The 21,546-nt window shown below is 72.9% G+C and carries 16 protein-coding genes; 2 read left to right on the forward strand and 14 right to left on the reverse strand.

What is annotated here, in order from left to right; translation table 11 throughout:
- Window positions 1-14 precede the first annotated feature (14 nt).
- The 5 genes from CP967_RS03225 to CP967_RS03245 all read right to left on the reverse strand — a co-directional run bounded on the left by CP967_RS03225 (window position 15) and on the right by CP967_RS03245 (window position 5,905).
- Window positions 15-764, reverse strand: coding sequence for a PaaI family thioesterase (locus CP967_RS03225; protein ID WP_229888519.1), 750 nt, complete (start codon window positions 762-764; stop codon window positions 15-17).
- A complete protein-coding gene (locus tag CP967_RS03230; protein ID WP_150486465.1) occupies window positions 761-1,651 on the reverse strand; it encodes a MaoC/PaaZ C-terminal domain-containing protein in 891 nt (296 codons plus the stop codon). Before CP967_RS03230 ends, CP967_RS03225 begins: the two co-directional genes overlap by 4 nt.
- Window positions 1,652-1,656: 5 nt before the next feature.
- Window positions 1,657-3,852 (reverse strand): acyl-CoA dehydrogenase family protein, encoded by a 2,196-nt coding sequence (locus CP967_RS03235; protein WP_150486466.1) that lies wholly within the window; start codon window positions 3,850-3,852, stop codon window positions 1,657-1,659.
- An 8-nt stretch (window positions 3,853-3,860) separates the two neighbouring features.
- Window positions 3,861-5,021: a steroid 3-ketoacyl-CoA thiolase gene (locus CP967_RS03240; RefSeq protein WP_150486467.1), complete on the reverse strand. Its 1,161-nt coding sequence runs from the start codon at window positions 5,019-5,021 to the stop codon at window positions 3,861-3,863.
- Window positions 5,022-5,155: 134 nt separating this feature from the next.
- Window positions 5,156-5,905 carry an SDR family NAD(P)-dependent oxidoreductase gene (locus CP967_RS03245; RefSeq protein WP_150486468.1) on the reverse strand — a complete coding sequence of 250 codons (750 nt, stop codon included), beginning with the start codon at window positions 5,903-5,905 and terminating at the stop codon, window positions 5,156-5,158.
- Between the two features lie 219 nt (window positions 5,906-6,124).
- On the opposite strand from CP967_RS03245, the gene CP967_RS03250 reads away from it, so the two are divergent.
- Both CP967_RS03250 and CP967_RS03255 read left to right on the forward strand, forming a co-directional pair.
- On the forward strand, window positions 6,125-7,288 hold the full coding sequence (locus tag CP967_RS03250) for a 3-ketosteroid-9-alpha-monooxygenase, oxygenase component (RefSeq protein WP_150486469.1): 1,164 nt from the start codon (window positions 6,125-6,127) through the stop codon (window positions 7,286-7,288).
- Complete coding sequence (locus CP967_RS03255; RefSeq protein WP_167535318.1) at window positions 7,288-7,551, forward strand: ferredoxin; 264 nt, start codon at window positions 7,288-7,290, stop codon at window positions 7,549-7,551. The genes CP967_RS03250 and CP967_RS03255 overlap by 1 nt, the downstream gene beginning before the upstream one ends.
- A 249-nt stretch (window positions 7,552-7,800) precedes the next feature.
- On the opposite strand, the gene CP967_RS03260 is transcribed toward CP967_RS03255, so the two are convergent.
- The 9 genes from CP967_RS03260 to CP967_RS03300 form a co-directional block, all read right to left on the reverse strand.
- Window positions 7,801-9,342 carry an FAD-dependent oxidoreductase gene (locus tag CP967_RS03260; protein ID WP_150486470.1) on the reverse strand — a complete coding sequence of 514 codons (1,542 nt, stop codon included), beginning with the start codon at window positions 9,340-9,342 and terminating at the stop codon, window positions 7,801-7,803.
- A complete protein-coding gene (locus CP967_RS03265; protein ID WP_150486471.1) occupies window positions 9,339-10,268 on the reverse strand; it encodes a VOC family protein in 930 nt (309 codons plus the stop codon). Before CP967_RS03265 ends, CP967_RS03260 begins: the two co-directional genes overlap by 4 nt.
- A gap of 65 nt (window positions 10,269-10,333) precedes the next feature.
- Window positions 10,334-11,518, reverse strand: a complete 1,185-nt coding sequence (locus CP967_RS03270; protein ID WP_150486472.1) for an acyl-CoA dehydrogenase family protein — start codon at window positions 11,516-11,518, stop codon at window positions 10,334-10,336.
- 8 nt (window positions 11,519-11,526) lie between these two features.
- Window positions 11,527-12,606: a 4-hydroxy-2-oxovalerate aldolase gene (gene dmpG / locus CP967_RS03275; protein WP_229888520.1), complete on the reverse strand. Its 1,080-nt coding sequence runs from the start codon at window positions 12,604-12,606 to the stop codon at window positions 11,527-11,529.
- 28 nt (window positions 12,607-12,634) lie between these two features.
- A complete protein-coding gene (locus tag CP967_RS03280; protein WP_150486473.1) occupies window positions 12,635-13,543 on the reverse strand; it encodes an acetaldehyde dehydrogenase (acetylating) in 909 nt (302 codons plus the stop codon).
- A gap of 58 nt (window positions 13,544-13,601) precedes the next feature.
- Entirely contained in the window at window positions 13,602-14,642 is a 1,041-nt protein-coding gene (locus CP967_RS03285) for a ferredoxin--NADP reductase (RefSeq protein ID WP_150486474.1), read from the reverse strand.
- Complete coding sequence (locus tag CP967_RS03290) at window positions 14,639-16,315, reverse strand: FAD-binding protein (protein WP_150486475.1); 1,677 nt, start codon at window positions 16,313-16,315, stop codon at window positions 14,639-14,641. The genes CP967_RS03285 and CP967_RS03290 overlap by 4 nt, the downstream gene beginning before the upstream one ends.
- Window positions 16,312-17,199: an alpha/beta fold hydrolase gene (locus CP967_RS03295; protein WP_150486476.1), complete on the reverse strand. Its 888-nt coding sequence runs from the start codon at window positions 17,197-17,199 to the stop codon at window positions 16,312-16,314. Before CP967_RS03295 ends, CP967_RS03290 begins: the two co-directional genes overlap by 4 nt.
- 364 nt (window positions 17,200-17,563) lie before the next feature.
- Entirely contained in the window at window positions 17,564-21,400 is a 3,837-nt protein-coding gene (locus CP967_RS03300) for a S8 family peptidase (RefSeq protein ID WP_150486477.1), read from the reverse strand.
- Window positions 21,401-21,546: the final 146 nt, after the last annotated feature.

Raw genomic sequence — 21,546 nt, forward strand, 5'->3', positions numbered from 1 at the left:
GGGTCGGTCCTCCCTCAGCTCGGCCGGGGCAGCTGCTTGTTGATGAACAGCCCTTCGGCGGTGACACAGGTACGTCCGCCCGCACTGATCTCGCCGACGGTGCGGATACGGGAACCGTCCACGGACACCTGCCGGCCGGTGACCGTCAGGGGTTCGAACAGCGGGGTGGGCCGCAGGTAGCGCAGGGTCAGTTCGGCGGTCATCCCGGAGGGGCCTCCCCAGTGGTTGGCCACGCCCAGCGTGTGGTCGAGGAGCAGCGCCGAGATGCCACCGTGCACATGGCCGGGCGGCCCCTGGTAGGGCAGGTCGAGGGTGACGACTCCCTCCACGGAGCGGTCCTCGTTGCCGTGCAGCCGCAGCGGCGGGGCCAGGGCGTTCTCCGGGCCGGTGACGGGATCGTGGCGGGTGACGCCTTCCCCGCGCCACATCTCGGCGAGGCGATCGGTGACGGTGGGGGCCCCGGCGGTGAGCCGGTCGGCGACGGCGTCCAGCTGGGAGGCGACGGCGTCCAGGTCGGCGCCGGTGCCGTCACCGGAGCGCAGCAGGGCGGTGATCAGCCGGCGGGCGGCCGCGACGGCGGCGTCGACGCCCTCCTTGCGCGCTTCGGCGACCAGGCGGGGACCGGCCGGCGCGGCGGACGGGCGGGCGTCCTGCCGGGGGGCGGCGGGCGCGGTGGTCTCGTGGGTGTTCATCCGGGGGCTCTCCTGGTCGGGGCCGGGGGTGCTCGTCCGGGAGGTCTCCCGGTCGGGGCCGGGGGTGCTCATGCCCGCACCGTCGCCGTCGCGTGGGTGAGGACGGGTGCGCCGTCGCGGTCGGCGCACCCGGTGTGCAGAAGGAGCCGTTCGGTGCCGTCCCGGCCGGGCCCCTCCCGCCATACGGACGTCACGAGGGTCTCCCCCGGGACGACGGGGCCGGCGAAGCGCACGGTGAGGCCGGTGAGCCGGGTGACGTCACCGTCCAGCAGCCCGTCCACGACGGCCTTGCAGACCAGTCCGTACGAGGCGAGGCCGTGCAGGATGGGACGTTCGAACCCGGCGGCGCGGGCGAACTCCGGGTCGGCGTGCAGCGGGTTGAGGTCGCCGTTGAGCCGGTACCACAGGGCCTGCTGGGGTGTGGTGGCGGTGGTGAGGACGGTGTCGGCGGGGCGGTCGGGCGGGGTGGCGAGGGGTTCCTCCTGGCCGGCGCCCTGGCCGAAGCCGCCTTCACCGCGCGCCCAGATGCGGGTGGTGCCGGTCCACAGCGGTTCGCCGCCGGGGGCGGTGGCGGTGGTCTCCAGGACGATGAGGGCGGCCTTGCCCTTGTCCTGGACCTCGGCGACGCGTGAGCGGAGCGTGGCGGTGCCGGAGGCGGGCAGCGGCCGGTGGACCTGGAGCCCCTGCCCGGCGTGGAGCACGGCGCGCAGGTCGATGTCGATGCCGGGCAGGTGGAAGCCGGGCGGGGCGGCCTCGCCCGCGGAGATGCCGGAGCCGGCGACGACGGCGAAGGTCGGCAGCACGGTGAGGCCGCGTTCGTAGGTGAGGTGGGGTTCGGGGCCGGTGGCACCGGCACCGGCACCCAGGCTCAGGTGGTAGAGGAGGACGTCACGGGTGGTCCAGGCGATCTCGCGGACGGCCGGTTCCGCGTTCAGCGCCTTGTCACGGTCGATGGGCACGGGGGTCAGCCTTTCGGGGTGGGCTCGGGGTCGCGGGGCAGTCCGAGGAGGCGCTCGCCGATGATGTTCAGCTGGACCTCCGTCGTACCGCCGGCGATCGACAGGCAGCGGCCGTTGAGGAACATCCAGGTGGTGTCGTGGCGCCGGCCCTCACCGCTGAGGGAGGCGGTGCCCTGCCATTCCATGCAGGTCTCCCAGACCTGCTGCTGGTGTTCGACACCGAGCAGTTTGGCGATGGACGCCTCGGCGCCGGGCTGCTGCCCGGAGACCGTACGCAGGGTGGTGCGCAGGGCGAGTACGGCGCCGGACTGCGCGTCGCAGAGGTGGCCGCCGAGGACGGTGAGCTGTTCGTCGTCGAGGCCGCCGGAGGCGGCGGCGGTCTCCAGCAGGGTCTCGGCCCCGGAGCCGACCGAGTCGTGGGAGAGCGCGACGCGTTCGTTGGCGAGGGTGGTGCGGGCCAGCTTCCAGCCGTCGCCGGGCGCGCTGACGAGCAGTTCGTCCGGGACGAACACCTCGTCGAGGAAGACCTCGTTGAACTCGGCGTCGCCGGTGATCTGCCGCAGCGGCCGGATGTCGAGTCCGGGGCTCGTCATGTCGAGGAGGAAGTAGGAGATGCCCTTGTGCTTCGGCACGGCGGTGTCGGTACGGGCCAGCAGGACGCCCCAGTGGGCGTCGCGGGCCATCGAGGTCCACACCTTCTGACCGGTGATCCGCCAGCCGCCGTCCGTTTTCTCCGCCCGGGTGGTGAGTCCGGCGAGGTCGGAGCCCGCCCCCGGCTCGCTGAAGAGCTGGCACCAGACGATGTCGCCGCGCAGGCTCGGGGTGAGGAACCGCTCCTGCTGGGCCGTGTCGCCGTGCGCGATCAGGGTGGGCACCACCCAGCCGCCGATGATCATGTCGACGGGGGTGAGTCCGGCGGCCTGGAGCTCCTGGGCGATGACGAGCTGGGTGACCGGGCCGGCGTCCTTGCCCCAGGGGGCGGGGAGGTGCGGGGCGGTGTAGCCGTGGTCGGCGAGGTGGGTGAGGCGCTCCTTGCCGTCCAGGGCGGCCGCCTCCCGCAGTTCGGCACGGATGTCCTCGCGTACGGTCTCGGCCTCCGGGGGGAGTTCGACGCCCAGGGTGCGGCGGACGCCGTCCAGGGCGAGCCGGGCCACCCGGCGCCGCCAGGCGGCGGACGGGCCGAGGGTGAGGCGCAGCGTCTGGGCCCGGCGCAGCGCGAGGTGGGCGTCGTGTTCCCAGGTGAAGCCGATCCCGCCGAGCACCTGGACGCAGTCCTTCGCCGCGGTGAACGCGGCGTCCACCCCGACGGCTCCGGCGACGGCCGCGGCGAGCGACGCCTCGCGGGGGTCCTCGGTGCCGCCGGGCCCGGCGGCGCGGGCGGCGTCCCAGGCCGAGGCGCGGGCCTGCTCGGCCTGGGCGAGCATGCGGGCGCAGCGGTGTTTGACGCCCTGGAACTGTCCGATGCGGCGTCCGAACTGCTCGCGTACGCGGGCGTATCCGGCGGCGGTGGCCACGCAGCGGTCGGCGATGCCGGAGGCTTCGGCGGCGAAGAGGGCCGCGGCGAGGTCGCGGGGGGTCTGCTCGTCGACGGCGAGGAGGTCCGCGGCGGGTACGGGCACCGGGCGGGCCGTCACGCGGGAGGACCGGCGGGTGAGGTCGTGGCTGCGCAGGTCCTCGGTGTCGACGGCGGCGCGGGGCAGCACGATCCAGCGGGTCCGGCCGCCGTCGGCGGCGGGCAGGACGAACACGTCGGCGAGGTGGCCGCCGACGACCGGTTCGGAGGTGCCGGTGAGGGTGACGGTGCCGTCGTCCGCCCGGTTCAGGGCGAGGGTGCCGGCACCGAGGCCGACCGCCCCGACGGTGGTGCCCGCGGCGAGCGGGGCGAGGTAGGTGCGGTGGCCTGCGGCGTTCAGGACGGTGGAGGCGAGCACCGTCGGCAGGAAGGGGCCCGGTGCCATGGCGCGGCCCAGTTCCTCGGTGACGACGGCGAGTTCGACGAGTCCGTATCCGGCGCCGCCCGCCTCCTCCGGCAGGTGCAGTCCGAGCAGACCCTGTGCGGCGAGGCCGTTCCAGTGCCCGGGGAGGGTCTCCTTGTCCGCGTCGGCCGCCGTCCTCAGGGCCTCCTCGGTGATGTGGCGGGTCGCGAACGCGCGTACGGCGTCGCGGAGATCGCGGTGTTCCTCGGTGAGTCCGATGCTCATGACGTCCCTCAGATGCGTTCGATGACGGTGGCGGTGGAGTGGGCGCCACCGGCGCACATGGTGATCAGGGCGGTGGACTTCCCCGTGCGCTCCAGCTCGTACAGGGCCTGGGTGACGAGCCGGGCGCCGGTGGATCCGACGGCGTGGCCCAGCGCGATGGCGCCGCCGTTGACGTTGACCTTGTCCATGTCGGCCTTGTGGACCTGGGCCCAGGACAGGACGACGGAGGCGAAGGCCTCGTTGATCTCGACGAGGTCGATGTCGGCGAGGCTCATCCCGGCGTCGCGCAGGACCCGTTCGGTCGCGGCGACGGGCCCGTCGAGGTGGTAGTAGGGGTCGGAGCCGACCATGGTGGAGGCGACGATCCGGGCCCGGGGCCTCAGCCCTTCGCGGGCGGCGCGTTCCCGGCTCATCAGGAGGACGGCGGCGGCGCCGTCGCTGATCTGGGAGGAGTTGCCCGCGGTGTGGATGCCGTCGGCCAGGACGGGCCGCAGGGCTGCCAGGGCCTCGGGGGTGGTCTCGCGCAGACCCTGGTCGCGGCTGACGAGGGTCTTCTCGCCGGTGGGCCCCTCGGGCCCCATGACGGGGGCCTCGATGCCGATGATCTGTCCGTCGAAGCGGCCTTCGGCCCAGGCGCGGGCGGCCTTGTGCTGGGAGGCGAGGCCGAGGGCGTCCGCGTCGGCGCGGGTGATGCCCCGGTTGCGGGCGATGCGCTCGGCCGCGGTGAACTGGTCGGGCATGTCCAGGGTCCAGCTGTCCGGCACCGGGCTCCCGTTGTCCGGGGTGAGCGCGGCGCCGAGGAACACGCGGCTCATGGCTTCGACGCCGCAGCCGATGCCGGTCTCGATCGCACCGGAGGCGATCAGCCCGGCGACCAGGTGCACGGCCTGCTGGGAGGACCCGCAGGCGCAGTCGATCGTGGTGCAGGCGGTGGTGTACGGGAGGCCGGCGTGCAGCCAGGCGTTGCGGGTGACGTTGTTGGACTGCTCACCGGCCTGGGTGACGCAGCCCCCGATGACCTGGTCCACGCCGGCGGGGCCGATGCCCGCCCGCTCCAGGAGGCCCTTCTGGGCCGCCCCGAGGAGTTCGGCCGGGTGGAGCCCGGACAGGACTCCGCGGCGGCGGCCCACCGGTGTCCGTGCGGCTTCGACGATGACGGCCTCGGTCATGGCTCTCCGTAAGTGTGTGGGCCCGTCCGGGCCGGCGACTCCGACGGACCAGAAACTAGAATTCGTTCTGGAAACCGGCAAGGGCCAGTCCCGCTCAGTGGCCGCCGGGCGGGCGCGGCTTGGGGGACGCGCCCTCAGATGTGGGAGCCGCCGTCGGCCCGGATCTCCGCCCCGGTGAGGTAACCCGCGTCCCGTGAGGCCGCGAAGGCGATGACCCCGGCGATCTGCTCCGGCTCCGCGGTGCCGAACGGCGCCCGGATGCGCCCGTAGTACGAGGTGTCGAGGCCGGCCGGCAGCACGTGCGGGCCGGCCAGCGGGGTGGCGACCGAGCCGGGTGACACGGGGACGACCCGGATGCCCTGGTGGGCGACCTCGGCGGCCAGGGAGAGCGAGAAGCCAAGGACCGCCCCCTTGGAGGCGGCGTACGCGGTCATGTACGGGTTGCCGTGCGCGGCGGCCGAGGAGGCCACGTTGACGATGACCCCGGACCCGTGCGGCAGATGCGGCAGCGCCTCCCGGCAGAACAGGGCGGTGCCCACCGTGTTGACCCGGAAGAGCTGCTCCATATCGGCCACGGTCAGCTGTTCGATCGGTGTCGTCCGGTGGATACCGGCCACGTTGACCAGGACGTCGATACCGCCGAGCCCGTCGGCGGCGGCCCGTACCGCCTCCACCACCGCGGCCTCGTCGGCGGCGTCGGCGGTGCGGGTGAGGATCCGGCCCGGTCCGCCGCCCGCCGCCGCGGCGGTCTCCGCGAGGCCCGCCCCGGACAGGTCGACCGCGTACACCTCCGCGCCCTCGGACACCAGGCGGAGCGCGGTGGCCCGCCCGATGCCGGACCCCGCCCCAGTGAGCAGGACCTTCACACGGTCGAAACGGTTCATCACGGGCTCCTTCGCCGGTACGGGGCTGTGGACAGGGCGGCGGACTGTACGCGGGCCGACCGGGCCGCGAGGGCCCGGTCCCACCGACCGGGACAGGCTCCCGGAGGGCCCCGGGGAAGCGGTTCCGGTCAGTGGGACTCCCCCGCCGGGGCGCCGGTGTCCGGGCCTACCGTCCTGGCACCGTGACACCACGCGTCCTGATGAGGGGATGAGAACAACGTGAGCGCAGTCGAGTCAGCACCCGACGAGGTCAGGGCCATCGAGGCCGGGGCGGCACCCACCCGTTTCGCCCGGGGCTGGCACTGCCTGGGCCTCGCCGAGAAGTTCAAGGACGGCAAGCCCCACCCGGTCCGGGCCTTCGGCCAGAAGCTCGTGGTGTTCCAGGCGGGCGACGGCACCCTCAACGTCCTGGACGCGTACTGCCGGCACATGGGCGGCGACCTCTCCCAGGGCACCGTCAAGGGCGACCAGGTCGCCTGCCCGTTCCACGACTGGCGGTGGGGCGGTGACGGCCGCTGCAAGCAGATCCCGTACTCCAAGCGGGTCCCGCTGCGGGCCCGTACGGCTTCCTGGCCGGTCCTGGACCAGGACGGCATGCTCTTCGTCTGGAACGACCCGGAGGGCAACCCTCCGCCCGCCGGCGTGACCATCCCCCGCATCGAGGGCGCGGGCAGCGACGAGTGGACCGACTGGCTCTGGTACGAGACCGTCGTGGACGCCAACTGCCGTGAAGTCGTGGACAACGTCGTGGACATGGCCCACTTCTTCTATGTGCACTACTCCTTCCCGACGTACTTCAAGAACGTCTTCGAGGGTCACACCGCCACCCAGTACATGCGTGGCACCGGCCGGCCCGACGCCCGCCCGCAGGAGCAGGACGACAAGCCGAGGACCACCGGCAGCAACTCGGTGGCCTCCTACCACGGCCCCTCGTTCATGATCGACGACCTCACCTACCACTACGAGTCCGGTGACGACGTCCAGTCGGTCCTGATCAACTGCCACTATCCCGTCGACGCCGACCGGTTCGTCCTCCAGTACGGCATCGTCGTCAAGCGCTCCCCCTCCCTCTCGGGCGAGGCGGCCGACGAACTCGCGGCCGGTATGGCGCAGTTCATCAAGCTGGGCTTCGAGCAGGACATCCAGATCTGGAAGAACAAGACCCGCATCGACAATCCCCTGCTCTGCGAGGAGGACGGCCCGGTCTACCAGCTGCGCCGTTGGTACGAGCAGTTCTACGTGGACGTGGCCGACGTGAAGCCGGAGATGACCGACCGCTTCGAGTTCGAGCTGGACACCACGCGTCCGGTCGAGGCGTGGCAGAAGGAGGTCGAGGCCAACCTCGCCCTCAGGGCCGCCACGGCCCGGACCGGACCGGCCTGATGCGCGTCGACGACCGGCTGCTCGACGGTCCGCCGATGCGGTCCCTGGCCTGCGAACGGTGCGCGGCCGAGGTCCTGGTGCGCAAGAGCAGCTGGCAGCAGACGAGCGTGCAGTGGGACGGCCGGGCCACAGCCCTCTGCGCCGAACGCGACCCGGCCGCCGCCTCCTTCGAGGGCTGCGCGTCCCTCCGCGACACCATCCGCGCCTCCGCGCTGCGGGGGACGCTCCCGGTGGCGGACGGGGACGCGGACGGGGCGGCCTGAGACCGGCCCGGGGACGCCTCCCGGCCCACCGGGCCGCGCCCGCCCACGGGCCCCGGCGGCCCACCGGGCGGCCGGGGCCCGCTCGTCTCCTGACGAGTCCCCGCACACAGCCTCAACCGCCGTCGGCCTCACCGAGGGCTGCGGGCCCGCCGTCGACGGAACCGCCGACGACCTGTGATCCGCTCAGGGGCCGGGGCCCACGCCGGTTCCGGTGCCTTGGAGGACCGGGACCGGCGTGGCGGACCGCGCTCAGGCCCCGCCCGCGGCGGCCTTCCCCGCGCGGCGGCCGAAGAACGTGCCGTCGCCCAGTGAGGTGCCGCTGATGTAGCCCTCGCCGTGGATGCCGGCGGCGGCCCGCCCGGCGGCGTACAGGCCGGGGACGGGTTCGCCCGACACGTCGAGGACGGCGCCGTCCACCGTGGTGTGCAGACCGCCGAGGGTGAACCCGGCGGCCCCGGTGCCGGCTCCGGCGCTCGGCCGGCCGCCCTGGTGGAAGCCGGCGCGCGGGTCGACCGCGGCGAAGGGGCCCTTCAGCGGGCGCAGCCAGCGCGGGTCCTTGTGGAAGAACGGGTCCTGCCCGCGTGCCGCGTAGGTGTTGTACGCGGTGACGGTGGACTCCAGCGCGCCCGCGGGCATGCGGAGTTCGGCTTCGAGCTCGGCCAGGGTCCCGGTGACGTGGAGGGGCAGGACGCCCCAGCGGTCCTTCTCCGGGATCGACTCGTAGCCCTCCTCGTCGATGATCACCCAGTAGGGAGCGGGCTGGGTCAGGACGGCGGCGACGCTGAACAGGCCGGGGTAGACGTCCTCGTTGATGAAGCGCTGTCCGTGGGCGTTGACGAGCATGCCCCGGGTGACCATGGCGGGCAGCGCGGTCAGCGCGATCTCGACCGTGGCCATCCGCCGGGTGGCGGCGCCGAGCGCACAGGCCATCCGGATGCCGCTGCCGTCGTCGAGGCCGTCGCTGACCTTGCCGTGGCCGATGAGGTGCGGGGCGTGGTCGGCGAGCATCTCCTCGTTGTCGGCGAATCCGCCGGTGGTGAGGACGACGGCCCTGCGGGCCCGGTAGGTGAGCTCCCGGCCGTGGCGGCGCGCCCGGACGCCGACGACGCGCCCGGTGTCGTCGTCCACGACGAGTGCGGTGGCGAGGGTGTCGGCGTGCGTGGTGGCCCCGGCGGCCTCCGCCGCGGCGACCAGTTTCTCCATGACGAGCCAGCCGCCGAAGGCGTCGGTGGCGCAGCGGTGGCCGCGCGGTGCGGGGCGGGCGATCTCGTTGTACGGCCAGGCGTTCTCGCCCAGCCACATCAGGCCGTCCTTGGTGGTCGGCATCCAGGTCGGCTGGTCCCACAGGGTCGGTTCGAAGGTCAGGCCGCGGTCCACGAACCACTGGAAGTGCTCGGTGCTGCCGTCGCAGTACAGCCGGAGTTTCTCCTCGTCGGCGTGGGGCCCGAGCGCGGCGGCGAGGTAGGCGTACATCTCGTCCGCGCTGTCCTCGAAGCCGCAGGCGTGCTGGACCGGGGTGCCGCCGCCGAGGTAGAGCTCTCCGCCGGACTGGGCGGAGGACCCGCCGGGGCCGCCGGCCCGTTCCAGGACGAGGACGCCGGCGCCGGCGGTGGCGGCCTCGTACGCGGCGGCGGCCCCGGCGCAGCCGTAGCCGACGACCAGGACGTCGGTGACGGCGTCGTAGTGCTCGACGGTGGACGCGGGGACCGGGGTGACCGGCCGGGACGTACGCGCGCGTCCTGTCCCCCCGGCCCCGGCTCCGGCTCCGGCCCCGGCTCCGGCGGGGCTCATCCGGTCTTCCCCGGCGGGAGGAACGCGGCGAGGGGTTCGGAGCCGGACCAGTCGTGGCCCCAGTAGCTGTCGGCGGTGATCTCCTCGGCGGTGTAGTGCCGTTCGTCGACCCGCATGCCCTCGCAGCCGTACTCGATGTCCCAGCCGCCGGGGGCGCGGACGTAGAAGGAGACCATCTTGTCGTTGGTGTGCCGGCCGAGGGTGGAGGAGAGGGAGAAGCCCTGCTTGCCGACGTTGTCGAGGGCACGGCCGACGGCGTCGAGGGTGTCGACCTCGACCATCAGGTGCACCAGTCCGGGCTCGCCGGCGTGCGGGGCGGGGCAGACGGCGAGGCTGTGGTGGCGTTCGTTGACGCCCATGAAGCGGACGCGGCGGGGCGGGGCGTCGGGTGACTGGCCGCTGAGGCGGATGCCGCCGCGCGGCAGGAAGCCGAGGACCTCGGTGTAGAAGGCGACCGTCTCGTCCATGGCGGTGGTGGGCAGGACGACGTGTCCCATGCCCTGGCCGCCGGTGACGAAGTGCTGGCCGAGGCCGGTGAGGACGGGGCTGTGGTCGAGGACCGGTGCGAAGAAGACCTCGACGGGCACCCCGGCCGGGTCGGTGAAGGCGATGGCCTGCTCGACGCCCCGGTCGTCGGCCTCCTTCTGGCCGAGCAGTCTCACCGGTGTGCCGGATGCCTCGACGGCGCGGCCGACGGCGGCGAGGGCGAACTGGTCGCGGACCTCCCAGCCGACGGACAGCACCTTGTCGCTGTCGCCGGGCAGGACGGCGAGCCGGGCTCGGCGTTCGTCCATGCGCAGGTAGAGGCCGTCGGGGTCGGGGCCCGTCCCTTCCGCGAACCCGAGGGCGTCCACGGTGAGTTCGCGCCAGCGGCCGATGTCCTGGGTCTGGACCCGGAGATATCCGAGTCCGCGGATCTGTGTCATGGGGTGGTCCTCTCTGGTCCGGTGTGCGTGCGGATCCGGTCCGGTGTGCGCGCGGACCGCGGGTCTCAGATCATCGAGCGCATCGGGCCCTGCGGCGGTTCGATGCCGATCTGGGTGAGCGCCGAGGCGTGGAAGACGGAGCCGGGCACGTGGATGGCGTGGGTGAGTCCGGTGTGCACGTCGCGCCAGAACCGCTGGATCGGGTTGTCCATGCGCATCGCGTTGCCGCCGGAGCGGGCCACGATCTCGTCGACGGCGCGGACGGCCCGCCAGGCGGCGGCGGCCTGGGTGCGGCGGCCGACGGCACGCCGTTCGAAGGTGATCTCCTCGCCGGCGGCGACCATGTCGTACATCTGGGTGATGTTGTCCAGGAGGGCCGCGCGGGAGGCGGCGATCTCGGCGGCGGCGTCGCTGACGGCGTAGAGGACGTACGGGTCGTCCCTGACGGCCTGGCCGGTGATCTGGACCCGGGTGCTCTGGTAGGCGAGGTGGTGGGCGAGGGTGCCCTCGCACATGCCGATGACGGCGGAGGTGATGCCGAGCGGGAAGGCCGCGGAGAAGGGCAGCCTGTAGGCGGGGTTGGCCAGCCCGGACTCGGTGGCGAGGGAGCCGTCGACGACCTTGGCGTACTCGATGACGCGGTGGGCGGGGACGAAGGCGTCCTTGACGACGACGTCCTTGCTGCCGGTGCCGCGCAGCCCGACGACGTCCCAGGAGTCCTCGACGATCTCGTAGTCGGCGCGGGGCAGGATGACGTGGACGGACCGCGGAGGGCTGAGCCGGTCGCCGTTCTCGTCGGTGAGGAAGCCGCCGAGGAAGATCCAGCGGCAGTGGTCGGTGCCGGAGGAGAACTGCCAGCGGCCGTTGAAGACGTATCCGCCGTCGACGGGCTTCAGCAGGCCCATGGGGGCGTACGGGGAGGCGATCCAGGTGTCGGGGTCCTCGCCCCAGACCTCCTCCTGGACCCGGGGGTCGGCCATCGCCATCTCCCAGGGGTGGACGCCGACGACGCCGGCGACCCAGCCGGTGGCCCCGTCCAGGGAGGCGATCCTCATGACGGTCTCGGCGAACTCACGGGGGTGCAGTTCGAGACCGCCGTACGTCTTGGGCTGGAGCATGCGGATCGCGCCGACGTCGCGCAGGATCTTCGCCGCCTGGTCGTCGAGGCGGCCGAGTGCCTCGTTGGCGGGGCCGAGGGCACGGATCTCGTCGGCGCGGGCCTCGACGGCTTCGAGTACCGGGTTGGACATGGCGGGTCTCACTTCCCCGTGGAGGTCTGGGTGGTCTGCGGCCGGTTCCTCGCGGCGAGGGAGGCGGCGATCTCGATGAGCTGGTCCTCCTGGCCGCCGACCAGCTCCCGGCGGCCGGCCTCCATGAGGATCTCGGCGCCGGACACCTGGTAGGCGGCGGCCTGACGGGCGGCGTGCTTCAGGAAGCTGGAGTAGACGCCGGCGTACCCCATGGTCAGGGAGAGGCGGTCGAGCAGGCACTCGCCGTCCATGACGGGGCGTACGACGTCCTCGGCCGCGTCGATGATCTTCAGTACGTCGATGCCGGTGCGGATGCCCAGCTTCTCGGCGACGGCGGCGAAGCCCTCGACGGGTGTGTTGCCGGCGCCGGCGCCGAAGCGGCGGGTCGATCCGTCGATCTGCTTGGCCCCCGCGCGGACGGCGAGGACCGAGTTGGCGACGCCGAGGCCGAGGTTCTCGTGGCCGTGGAAGCCGACCTGGGCGTCGTCGCCGAGCTCGGCGACCAGGGCGGCGACGCGGTCGCCGGTCTGCTCCATGACGAGGGCGCCCGCGGAGTCGACGACGTAGACGCACTGGCAGCCGGCGTCGGCCATGATGCGGGCCTGCCGGGCCAGCGCCTCGGGCGGCCGGCTGTGCGACATCATGAGGAACCCGACGGTCTCCAGGCCGAGTTCGCGGGCGAGGCCGAAGTGCTGGACGGAGATGTCGGCCTCGGTGCAGTGGGTGGCGATCCGGCAGACCGAGGCGCCGTTGTCGGCGGCCTCCCGGATGTCGTCCTGGAGCCCGAGGCCGGGCAGCATCAGGAAGGCGATCTTCGCGCGGCGGGCGGTCTTCACCGCCGCCTTGATGAGTTCCTGCTCGGGGGTGTGGCTGAAGCCGTAGTTGAAGGAGGACCCGCCGAGGCCGTCTCCGTGGGTGACCTCGATGACCGGGACCCCTGCGTCGTCGAGGGCGGCCACGATGGAGGTGACGTGCTCGACGGTGAACTGGTGCTGCTTGGCGTGCGATCCGTCCCGCAGGGACGAGTCGGTGACCCGGATGTCCAGCTCGGAGCTGTAGGGCGCGGGTACGGCTGTGGGCATGGGCATGGTTCGTGAACTCCTCGGTGGGCGGGGGTCAGGCGGCCTGGCGGCGGGCGGTGATCCGCCGGGCGAAGCCCTCGCCGACCTCGGTGGCGGCGGCCGTCATGATGTCGAGGTTTCCGGAGTAGGGCGGCAGGAAGTCGCCCGCACCCTCCACCTCGATGAAGACGGCGACCCGGGCGAGCCCGCCGCTGACCGCGGTCGGGCCGTCGAACTGCGGTTCCGTACGCAGCCGGTAGCCGGGGACGTAGGAGGCGACGCGGGCGACGGTCGCGTGGATCGAGGCGGTGACCGCGTCCCGGTCGACGTCGGCGGGGACGGCGCAGAAGACGGTGTCCTGCATCAGCATCGGCGGTTCGGCCGGGTTGAGGATGATGATGGCCTTGCCCTTGGCGGCACCGCCGATCGTCTCGATGCCCCGGCCGGTGGTGAGGGTGAACTCGTCGATGTTGGCGCGGGTCCCGGGCCCCGCCGACGGGGAGGCGACGCTGGCGACGATCTCCGCGTAGGGCACCTCCGTGACGGCGGAGACGGCGTGCACGATCGGGATGGTGGCCTGTCCCCCGCAGGTGATGAGGGAGACGTTCGGCGCGTCGAGGTGCTCGCCGAGGTTGACGGCGGGCACGACCGCCGGGCCGATCGCGGCGGGGGTCAGGTCGATGGCCTGGATGCCGAGTGCGGCGTACCTGGGGGCGTTGGCCCGGTGGACGTAGGCGGAGGTGGCCTCGAAGACCAGGTCCGGACGTTCGTCACCGGCCAGCAGCGCGTCCACACCGTCGGCGCTCGTGTGCAGGCCGTGGTCGGCGGCACGCTTCAGGCCGGGGCTCTGCTCGTCGATGCCGATCATCCAGCGCGGCTCGATGGCCTTTGAGCGCAGGAGCTTGTACATCAGGTCGGTGCCGATGTTGCCGGATCCGACGATCGCGGCGGTCGCCTTGGTCACGGTTCGAACCTCATCCGGGTCGAGTGGGTAGGGGAGAACGGGTGCGGGAGGGGCGGGCTCAGCCGTCGTAGGTGGCCTTGAGGCGGTCGGCGGCCGGGCGTGCCTGGCAGGCGAGGATCAGGCCGTCGGCGAGGTCCTGGGCGTCGAGGACCTCGTTGCGCTCCATGACCACCTCCCCCTCGGTGAGGACACAGGCGCAGGCGCTGCACGCGCCCTCCCGGCAGGAGTACGGGGCGTCCAGACCGGCCGCGAGCAGTGCGTCGAGCAGGGGCGTGTCCCGCGGCCACCGGACGGTGTGGCGCTCGCCGTCCAGCTCCACCTCGGCGGTGGCGGCGGGTCCGGAGGAGTCCGGACCGGGCCCCGGGCCGGCGGCGGGTTCCGCGAAGGGGTCGCCGGCCAGCGAGGTGAAGCGTTCCACGGTGATCCGGTCCGGGGGCACGCCCAGCCCGGTGAGCGCGCCGGTGGCCAGGTCCATGAAGGGGCCGGGCCCGCAGACGAAGGCGTCCCGTCCGGTGTACGGGGCGGCGAGGGCCCGCAGGGCGGCTTCGGTGGGCCGGCCCTGGAGGGACTCCAGCCAGTGCAGGACCGTGAGCCGTTCGCCGTACTCCCTCACCAAGGCGGCGAGTTGGTCACGGAAGATGACGGACTTCTCGTCGCGGTTGGCGTAGAGGAGGGCGACGCGGCCGGTCCCCGCGTGCAGGACGGAGGTGAGGATGGACATCACCGGGGTGACGCCGCTGCCGGCGGCCAGCAGCAGGAAGTCGCCGTCCAGCGACCGCGGGGTGAAGGTACCGGCGGGCCGCAGGACTTCGAGGGTGTCGCCCTCGGTGACGTGGTCGCAGATCCAGTTGGAGGCGTAGCCCCCGGCGGTGCGCTTGACGGTCACCTTCAGGTGCTCGTCGCGCCCCGGGGAGCTGCACAGCGAGTAGCAGCGGGCGGCTCCGCCGGGCCGGTCGGAGGGCACCCGTACGGTGAGGAACTGCCCCGGCCGGTACGCGAACCGGGCGCGGTCGCCCTCCTCGGGCTCCAGGACGAGCGAGTGCGCGTCGGCGGTCTCCCGGACGACCTCGACGACGCGTACGGTCAGGGCGGGGCTCATGAGGCGCCTCCGCCGGCGGCGTGGCGGGCGGCGATGTAGCCGAAGACGATGGACGGGCCGATGGTGGCGCCCGGTCCGGCGTACTCGTTGGCCATCACGGAGGCGGAGGTGTTGCCGGTGGCGTAGAGCCCGGCGACGGCGGAGCCGTCCTCGCGGAGCACCCGGCTGTGCTCGTCGCAGACCAGGCCGCCCTTGGTGCCGAGGTCACCGGCCTCGATGCGGATCGCGTAGTAGGGGGCCTTGTCGAGCTCGTCCAGGTTGGGGTTCTTCAGGTTCGGGTCGCCGTAGTAGCGGTCGTACGCGCTGTCGCCCCGGCCGAAGTCGGTGTCCTTGCCGGTGCGGGCGAAGCCGTTGAACCGTTCGACGGTCTCGGTGAGGGCGCCGGCGGGGACGCCGATGCTCCGGGCGAGTTCGCCGAGGGTGTCGGCGCGGTGCACGGTGCCGTTCTCGTAGAACGCCTTCGGGAAGGGCATCCCGGGGAGGATCTGCGCGAAGGGGTAGCGGGCGCGGGCCTTGGCGTCCATGACGAACCAGGCGGTGGTGTGCCTGCCTTCGAGCTGGTCGTGGACGAAGTTGACGTACGGGGACGACTCGTTGGTGAAGCGCCTGCCGTCGCTGGAGACGATCACCGAGGGCGGGATGCACCGCTCGGAGACCAGGGGGATCGTGGCGCCGGAGGGGTGGTGCACGGAGGGCATCCACCAGGCGTCGTCCATGAAGTCGAGTGCCGCGCCGAGCTCCTGGCCGGCGAGGATGCCGTCGCCGGTGTTCTCGACGGCTCCGGCGCTGTGGTCGTCCCGGCCGCCCTCGGGCAGGTACTTCTCCCGCATCTCCTGGTTGTGGTCGAACCCGCCGGTCGCCAGGAGGACGCCCCGCCGGGCTCCGATCCGTACGGTCCGGCCCTCGCGGGTGACGACGATCCCGGTGACCGCGCCGTGCCCGTCGGTGACGAGTCCGGTCATCGGGCTGCGCAGCCACACGGGCACACCGGCGTCCTTGAGGGCCATCCGCATCCGGGCCACCAGGGCCCGGCCACCGGTGGCCATGTGCCGGCGGCGGACCATGTTGGACGAGACGCGCCAGGCGGCGACGACGGAGGCCCAGCGCCCGCGCCAGGTCCGCTTGACCATGGCGAGGTTGCGGTAGTCCTTCGCGGTGATCCAGAGGCCGAGGGGGCCCTTGAGGCTGTTGGGGCGCTGGTACTTCTCGTCCTCGCCCAGCTTGCGGGTGTCGAAGGGCAGCGCCTCGACCGAGCGGCCGAGCGGCCGTCCTCCCTCGTACTCGGGGTGGTAGTCGGCGTAGCCCTTGACCCAGAAGAACCGCATCCAGCGGCTCTTCCCCAGCAGTTCCATCGCGGCGGGGCCCTGGTCGACGTACGCGTCGAGGCGGGCGGCGGGGACGCGGTCCTCGGTGAGCAGGTCGAGGTAGCGGCGTACGGAGGCGCGGCTGTCGTCGTGCCCCTCGGCGCGCAGGGTGGGGTTGTTGGGGATCCAGATGCCGCCGCCGGAGATGCCGGTGGTACCGCCGTACATCCTGCCCTTCTCGACGAGGACGGTGGACAGTCCGCTGTCGGCGGCGGTGAGGGCCGCGGCCATCCCGCCCCCGCCGCTGCCGACCACGACGAAGTCGAACTCCTCGTCCCAGGCGGCGTCCTGGGCCGCCCCGGCGCTCACGCGGCGTCCTGACGGGTGAGGGCCGCGTCCTCGCGGGTGAGGAAGGCGAGGACCGCGCTCTCCCAGGCGGCCTTCTGCTCGATCATCACCCAGTGCCCGCAGTCGGGGAACACGTGCAGTTCGGCGTCGGGAATGGTGCGCATCGGCAGCATCGCCATGTCGACGGGGCTGACCCGGTCGTCACGCCCCCAGGTGAGCAGGGTCTTCGCGCGCAGCCGGTGCAGCATCGCCCAGTACGGTGCCTGGTCGGACGCGGCGGCGGCCGCCGTGCGCGCCGCGAACGCCTCGCTGCCGTACATCATGCGGGCGGAGGCGAGGGTGGCGGGGTCGGTGGCCTGGGCCCAGCGTTCCTCGACGAGTTCCTCGGTCACCAGCGCCGGGTCGTACACCATGGAGTGCAGCCAGCGCACCAGTCCTTCGCGGGACGGGGCGTCGGTGAACTCGGTGAGCAGCTTGATGCCTTCGCCCGGGCCGGGGGTGAACACGTTGCGGCCGATCCCGCCGATCGTGACGAGGCGGCGCACCCGGCCGGGGTGGGCGAGCGCGAACTGGGTGCCGACGATGCCGCCCATCGAGTTGCCGATGACGTCGACCCGGTCGAGCCCGAGCCCGTCCAGGAACCGGGTCACCGCGCCGGCGGCGGTCGCCATGGGGTGGCCGTCGGCCGGGTCGCTGACCCCGAAGCCGGGGAACTCCAGGACGAGGCAGCGGAAGTGCTCGGCGAAGGTGCTCAGGTTGTGCCGGTAGTTGCGCCACCCGGTGACCCCGGGGCCGGAACCGTGCAACAGCAGCAGGGGCGGGCCGTCCCCGGCCTCGTGGTAGCGCAGCACGCCTTGTGCGGTGGCGAGTTCACGCAGTGTGGAGTCGTGGCTCAGCTCCGTCATCATCCCTGCCTCGGTTGACCTCGGGGGTCGGTGGTCGGTGATGGGTGGTCCCGCCGGCCGGGGCCTCGTGGCCGGCGGCCCGGGGAGCGCCCCGACAGCCGCGGACGTCGTCCGGTCGGTTCCTGGACGGTAGCCAGGGCCGCCCGGGGGGCGTGGCGTACGTCTCGGTCAGCGGGATGCGTACGGGGAGCCGGGGGCGGGCGGTACCCGGGCGGCCGCGGCACCCCGGCGTTCCACTCATCGGGACCGTCCCGCACGAACACGCCGGCCGTACCGGGAGGGGTCCCCGGTACGGCCGGCGCGGTGTCCGTCCAGCTGGTCGTGCACGACGTGACTGCCGTGCTTGTCGTGCCCGGCAGCCGGGCTACTTCAGCGCGTACGCCCGGGTGACGGTCTCGACCGTGCGGCTGCCCGAGGTGTCCCACAGCTCGGCCTTGAGGGCCACATGCCCGTCGGTGCCCGCGAGCTTCGGGTGCCGGACCGAGACCCTGAAGGAGTCGCCGTCCAGGCGCCGCACGTCGGCGGCCTTCCAGGTCTTCCCGCCGTCGTAGCTGACCGACAGCTTCGCGCCGGCCAGCTTCTCCGGTCCGCTCCATCCGCTGGCCCGGTAGCCGTCGAGGGTGAACGTGTAGGCGCGGCCCGCGCTCACCCGGTTCAGCAGGTCGGCCTTCAGGGTGTAGTGCGGAAGGATCACGGGCAGCGGCTGGCAGGTTTCCACCATGCCGATGAAGTCACGGCACGCCGTCTCGTTCATGCCCTGGGGCGCGTCCGCCGTGAAGGAGTACTCGGTGTGGCTGGTGGAGTCGGCCAGGCCCTGCTCCGCCGCGTACGCGATGTCCAGGTCCAGGCGGTAGTCGGCCTTGTCCTCGATGACCCAGGGTGCGGGCTCACCGTTGCGGTGGAAGGCCATCGCCGTGTCTCCCCCGACCCCGGTGTAGTGCTCCGGGTCGGAGTCGCCCGCCATGCCGGGCATGGGCAGGACGTCCTTGCCGAGGACGCAGTAGTTGCAGGACATCTGGCTCCCCCGGGCCGCGGGGTGCAGGACGGGGGCGAACCACTCCTCGGTCACCGCGCGGCCGGGCCGGTACGTCTCCACCCTGCCGGTCATGTGGGTTCCGTTGCGGTCGGCCCCGGTCTGCTGGCGGTAGGCCAGGCCTGTCTTCGCATAGGTGTAGTCGTCCCGGCTGTGGCCCCGGAGGAGGCTCTCCGGCACCCGCTCCACGTGTTCGGCGCTCGCGCCGCTCCACACCTGCTGCGTGAAGTTGCCGGGCTGCTCGGCGCCGTAGCCGTGGAAGACGTTGGTGACCTTCGCGAAGTCACCGCGCCGGGTCCGGACGGTCAGGTCGTCGGGGATGCCGTCCGCGAAGTCCCACTGTCCGCCGTAGGAGAACGCGGACTCCTTGGTCCCGTCGAGTGTCACGGTGACCGGCGCCCTGCCGGCGGCGGCGATCCGGGCCGCGAGCCTGGTGCCGTCCCGGTGGTCGAGGTCGGCGAAGGGAACGGTCCGGTCCGTGATGTGCACGGCGTGGACCGTGCGGTCGGTGACCGGCGCCCGGAGTACGGCGGCGGCTCCCGCCTCGGCCAGGGCCTCCGCCTTCTCGACGACGTAGGCGGCGTCGTCGTGGAGGAGGACGGCCTTGCCCTTGACGGCCTTCCCGGCGATCTCCTCCGGGCTGCCGCCGCCCACGTCGACGATCCCCAGGGTCCGCTCGCCATCGAAGCGCGCGAACTCGTCGTAGGTGCGGGGGGTGAGGGTGAAGCCGCCCCGGCCGGGGACCTTCACCGTCATCAGCGGGGCGCGTTCCCGGTGGTAGAACGAGGCGACCTGCTCACCCGACTCGGGGGCGCCGGCCGGGACGGCACCGAAGTGGCCGGTGGTGAGGAAGGCGTCGCCGATGAGGGAGACACCGGTGCTGCGGCCGTCGGGGGCGGTCCGGCGGACCGAGTAGGAGTACCCGGACGCGACCCTGCTGCGCTTGTCGCCGGCGACGTCGAGCCGGAAGTCCGTCGCCTCGGTGGCGTCGACATCGACCTCGTTCGGCCGGTCGGTGACCTTCACCTCGGGGATGGTGAAGAGGTCCATCGCATCGGCGAAACCGCCGCGGAAGCCGAGGTCACCGGTGGTGATCCCGCCGAGGAGCGCGTACGAGCCCAGGGGCATCCTCAGTTTCAGGCTGTCCTTCCCGGCGAGGGGGAAGGTCTCGTAGTAGTCGTTGTCGAGCCCCATGGCGATCAGGAGGCCGTTCTCCGGAGCGGTGCCGTCGCGGTCCTTCAGGCCGACGGTCACCCCGTACATTTCCGCTTCCTTGGTGAAGCCGAGCGCGGAGGTCGCGGTGGCACCGCCGGCGGCCGTGGCGGTGATCTGCCCCGAGTACGTGCCGGCGGCCAGCCGGCCGGGATCGAGGGTGACCGTGACGTCGGTGCTGCCGTTCGCGGGGACGGTGACGGTCTTCTCGCCGAAGGTCAGCGCCCCGTCGGTCAGGGTGCCGGTGCGGGTGCGCGCGGAGAGCTCCACCGTGGTGGCGGTGGCGGCCGGGTTGCTGACGGTGAGGGTACGGCTCAGCTTCTCGTACGGGACGTCCTTCCCCGGATACCAGATCATCCCGAAGTCGGCCGGTCCGGAGAGATCCACCGCGGCGTCGAGGGAGGCGGCCACGTCGATGCGGCCGTTGCCCTGCTCGTGCACCGTGTACGCCTCGGACGCGGTGGTGTGGGAGGTGAGCGCCGCCTTGATCCGCTCCCCGGACCAGTCGGGGCGGCGCTGGGCGAGGAGGGCCGCGGCGCCCGCGACGTGCGGGGTGGCCATCGAGGTGCCGTTCGCCGAGGTGTAGTGGCCGTCGACGACGGTGCCCATGGCGGTGCCGGCCGCCCTGGCGGCGACGATGTCGACCCCGGGGGCGGTGACGTCGGGCTTGATGGCCCGCTCGTCACCGACCGGGCCCCGGCTGGAGAAGTCGGCGAGCGCGTCGGACTTGTCGACCGCTCCGACGGTCAGGGCCGAGGGGGCCGCGCCGGGGCTGCCGATGGTGGCCCTGCCGGGGCCGGAGTTGCCCGCGGCGACGACGAACAGCGAGTCGCTGGTGGCGCTGAGCCGCTCCACGGCCTGGGAGGACGGGTCGTCGGCCGTGCCGCCGTCGCTGCCCAGGCTCATGCTGACGATGTCCGCGCCCTGCTCGACGGCCCATTCCATCCCGGCGATGACGCCGGAGTCGGCTCCGGAGCCGTTGTCGCCGAGCACCTTCCCGACGAGGAGGTCCGCCCCGGGCGCCACGCCCTTGAGGCGGCCGCCCGACTCGGCGCCGCTGCCGGCGACGGTCGAGGCGACGTGTGTCCCGTGGCCGTGCCCGTCCTGGACGGTGTCCGTGCCCACGAAGCTCTTGGAGCCGACGACACGGTCCTTGACGTCGGCGTGGCCGAGGTCGATCCCGGTGTCGAGTACGGCGACCTTGACGCCGCTCCCGTCGTAGCCGGCCTCCCATGCCTCGGGGGCGTGGATCTGCGGGACGCTCTCGTCGAGGGAGACCTTCACGGGGGCGTCGTACCAGATTTTGGCCACGCCGGAACCGGCGGCCGCGGAACGGCCGCCGGCCGCCGTGCGGGGTGCGGCCGCCTTCCAGAACGACGCGGCCTCGTCCTTCCGGACCCGGAGCGCCGCCATGTCCGTCCGGTCCAGGACGAGACCGCGTTCGGCTCCCGGGAGCCGGTCGGCGCGCTTGCCCAGGGTGGACCGGGACGGCTTGTCGGTGTAGGAGACGATGACGGGGAGGGCACCGCTGCTGGTGTCCGCCTGGCCGTCCTCGATGAGCTGGGTGACGTTGAACAGGCGCCGGTCCAGGGTCTTGTCCCCGAGGCCCTGGAGCGCGGACACCGGATAGACGTGGAGGTCACCGTCAGGACCGGTGACCGTCTGGAACTGCGCGGGGTTGCCGGGTGCCGGGACGACGGTGGCGGACTGCCGCCCGTCGGCCGCGGTGGTGACGGTCACCCGGTCGCCGGTGACCAGGGTGATCCGGGCGGACTTCGCCGCCTCGGCCCGGGGGCCGGTCTTCACCGCGGCCTGCGGGGCGGCGGGCCGGGCCTCGGCGGTACCGGAGCCGACGGCGGGTATGAGGGCTCCGGTGGCGAGCGCGGTGGCGACGGCGATCAGCCGCCCGCCGCGCCCGCCGGTTCTTCCGCTTCTGTGGTGAGAAGGGTTCGGCACGTACGTCTCCTTGGGTGGAGGGGAGGAAAAGCGCACGCCGAGAACCGGGCACGGTGGCCCCGCGAACGGAGGGATCTGGCCGGATGATCAGCGCATCCGGAGGCTATAGCCCGTTCGTTCCCGTGGTGAAGATCTTGCGATGTCAC

The sequence above is a fragment of the Streptomyces nitrosporeus genome, from assembly GCF_008704555.1.
GTDB lineage: Bacteria > Actinomycetota > Actinomycetes > Streptomycetales > Streptomycetaceae > Streptomyces > Streptomyces nitrosporeus.

What these genes read in the sequence shown, in the direction of transcription:
- CP967_RS03225 (WP_229888519.1), bottom strand. Translation starts at nt 764, where the DNA reads ATGAGCACCCCCGGCCCCGACCGGGAGACCTCCCGGACGAGCACCCCC.
- CP967_RS03235 (WP_150486466.1), bottom strand. Translation starts at nt 3,852, where the DNA reads ATGAGCATCGGACTCACCGAGGAACACCGCGATCTCCGCGACGCCGTA.
- CP967_RS03240 (WP_150486467.1), bottom strand. Translation starts at nt 5,021, where the DNA reads ATGACCGAGGCCGTCATCGTCGAAGCCGCACGGACACCGGTGGGCCGC.
- CP967_RS03245 (WP_150486468.1), bottom strand. Translation starts at nt 5,905, where the DNA reads ATGAACCGTTTCGACCGTGTGAAGGTCCTGCTCACTGGGGCGGGGTCC.
- CP967_RS03255 (WP_167535318.1), top strand. Translation starts at nt 7,288, where the DNA reads ATGCGCGTCGACGACCGGCTGCTCGACGGTCCGCCGATGCGGTCCCTG.
- CP967_RS03260 (WP_150486470.1), bottom strand. Translation starts at nt 9,342, where the DNA reads ATGAGCCCCGCCGGAGCCGGGGCCGGAGCCGGAGCCGGGGCCGGGGGG.
- CP967_RS03265 (WP_150486471.1), bottom strand. Translation starts at nt 10,268, where the DNA reads ATGACACAGATCCGCGGACTCGGATATCTCCGGGTCCAGACCCAGGAC.
- CP967_RS03270 (WP_150486472.1), bottom strand. Translation starts at nt 11,518, where the DNA reads ATGTCCAACCCGGTACTCGAAGCCGTCGAGGCCCGCGCCGACGAGATC.
- dmpG (WP_229888520.1), bottom strand. Translation starts at nt 12,606, where the DNA reads ATGCCCATGCCCACAGCCGTACCCGCGCCCTACAGCTCCGAGCTGGAC.
- CP967_RS03285 (WP_150486474.1), bottom strand. Translation starts at nt 14,642, where the DNA reads ATGAGCCCCGCCCTGACCGTACGCGTCGTCGAGGTCGTCCGGGAGACC.
- CP967_RS03295 (WP_150486476.1), bottom strand. Translation starts at nt 17,199, where the DNA reads ATGACGGAGCTGAGCCACGACTCCACACTGCGTGAACTCGCCACCGCA.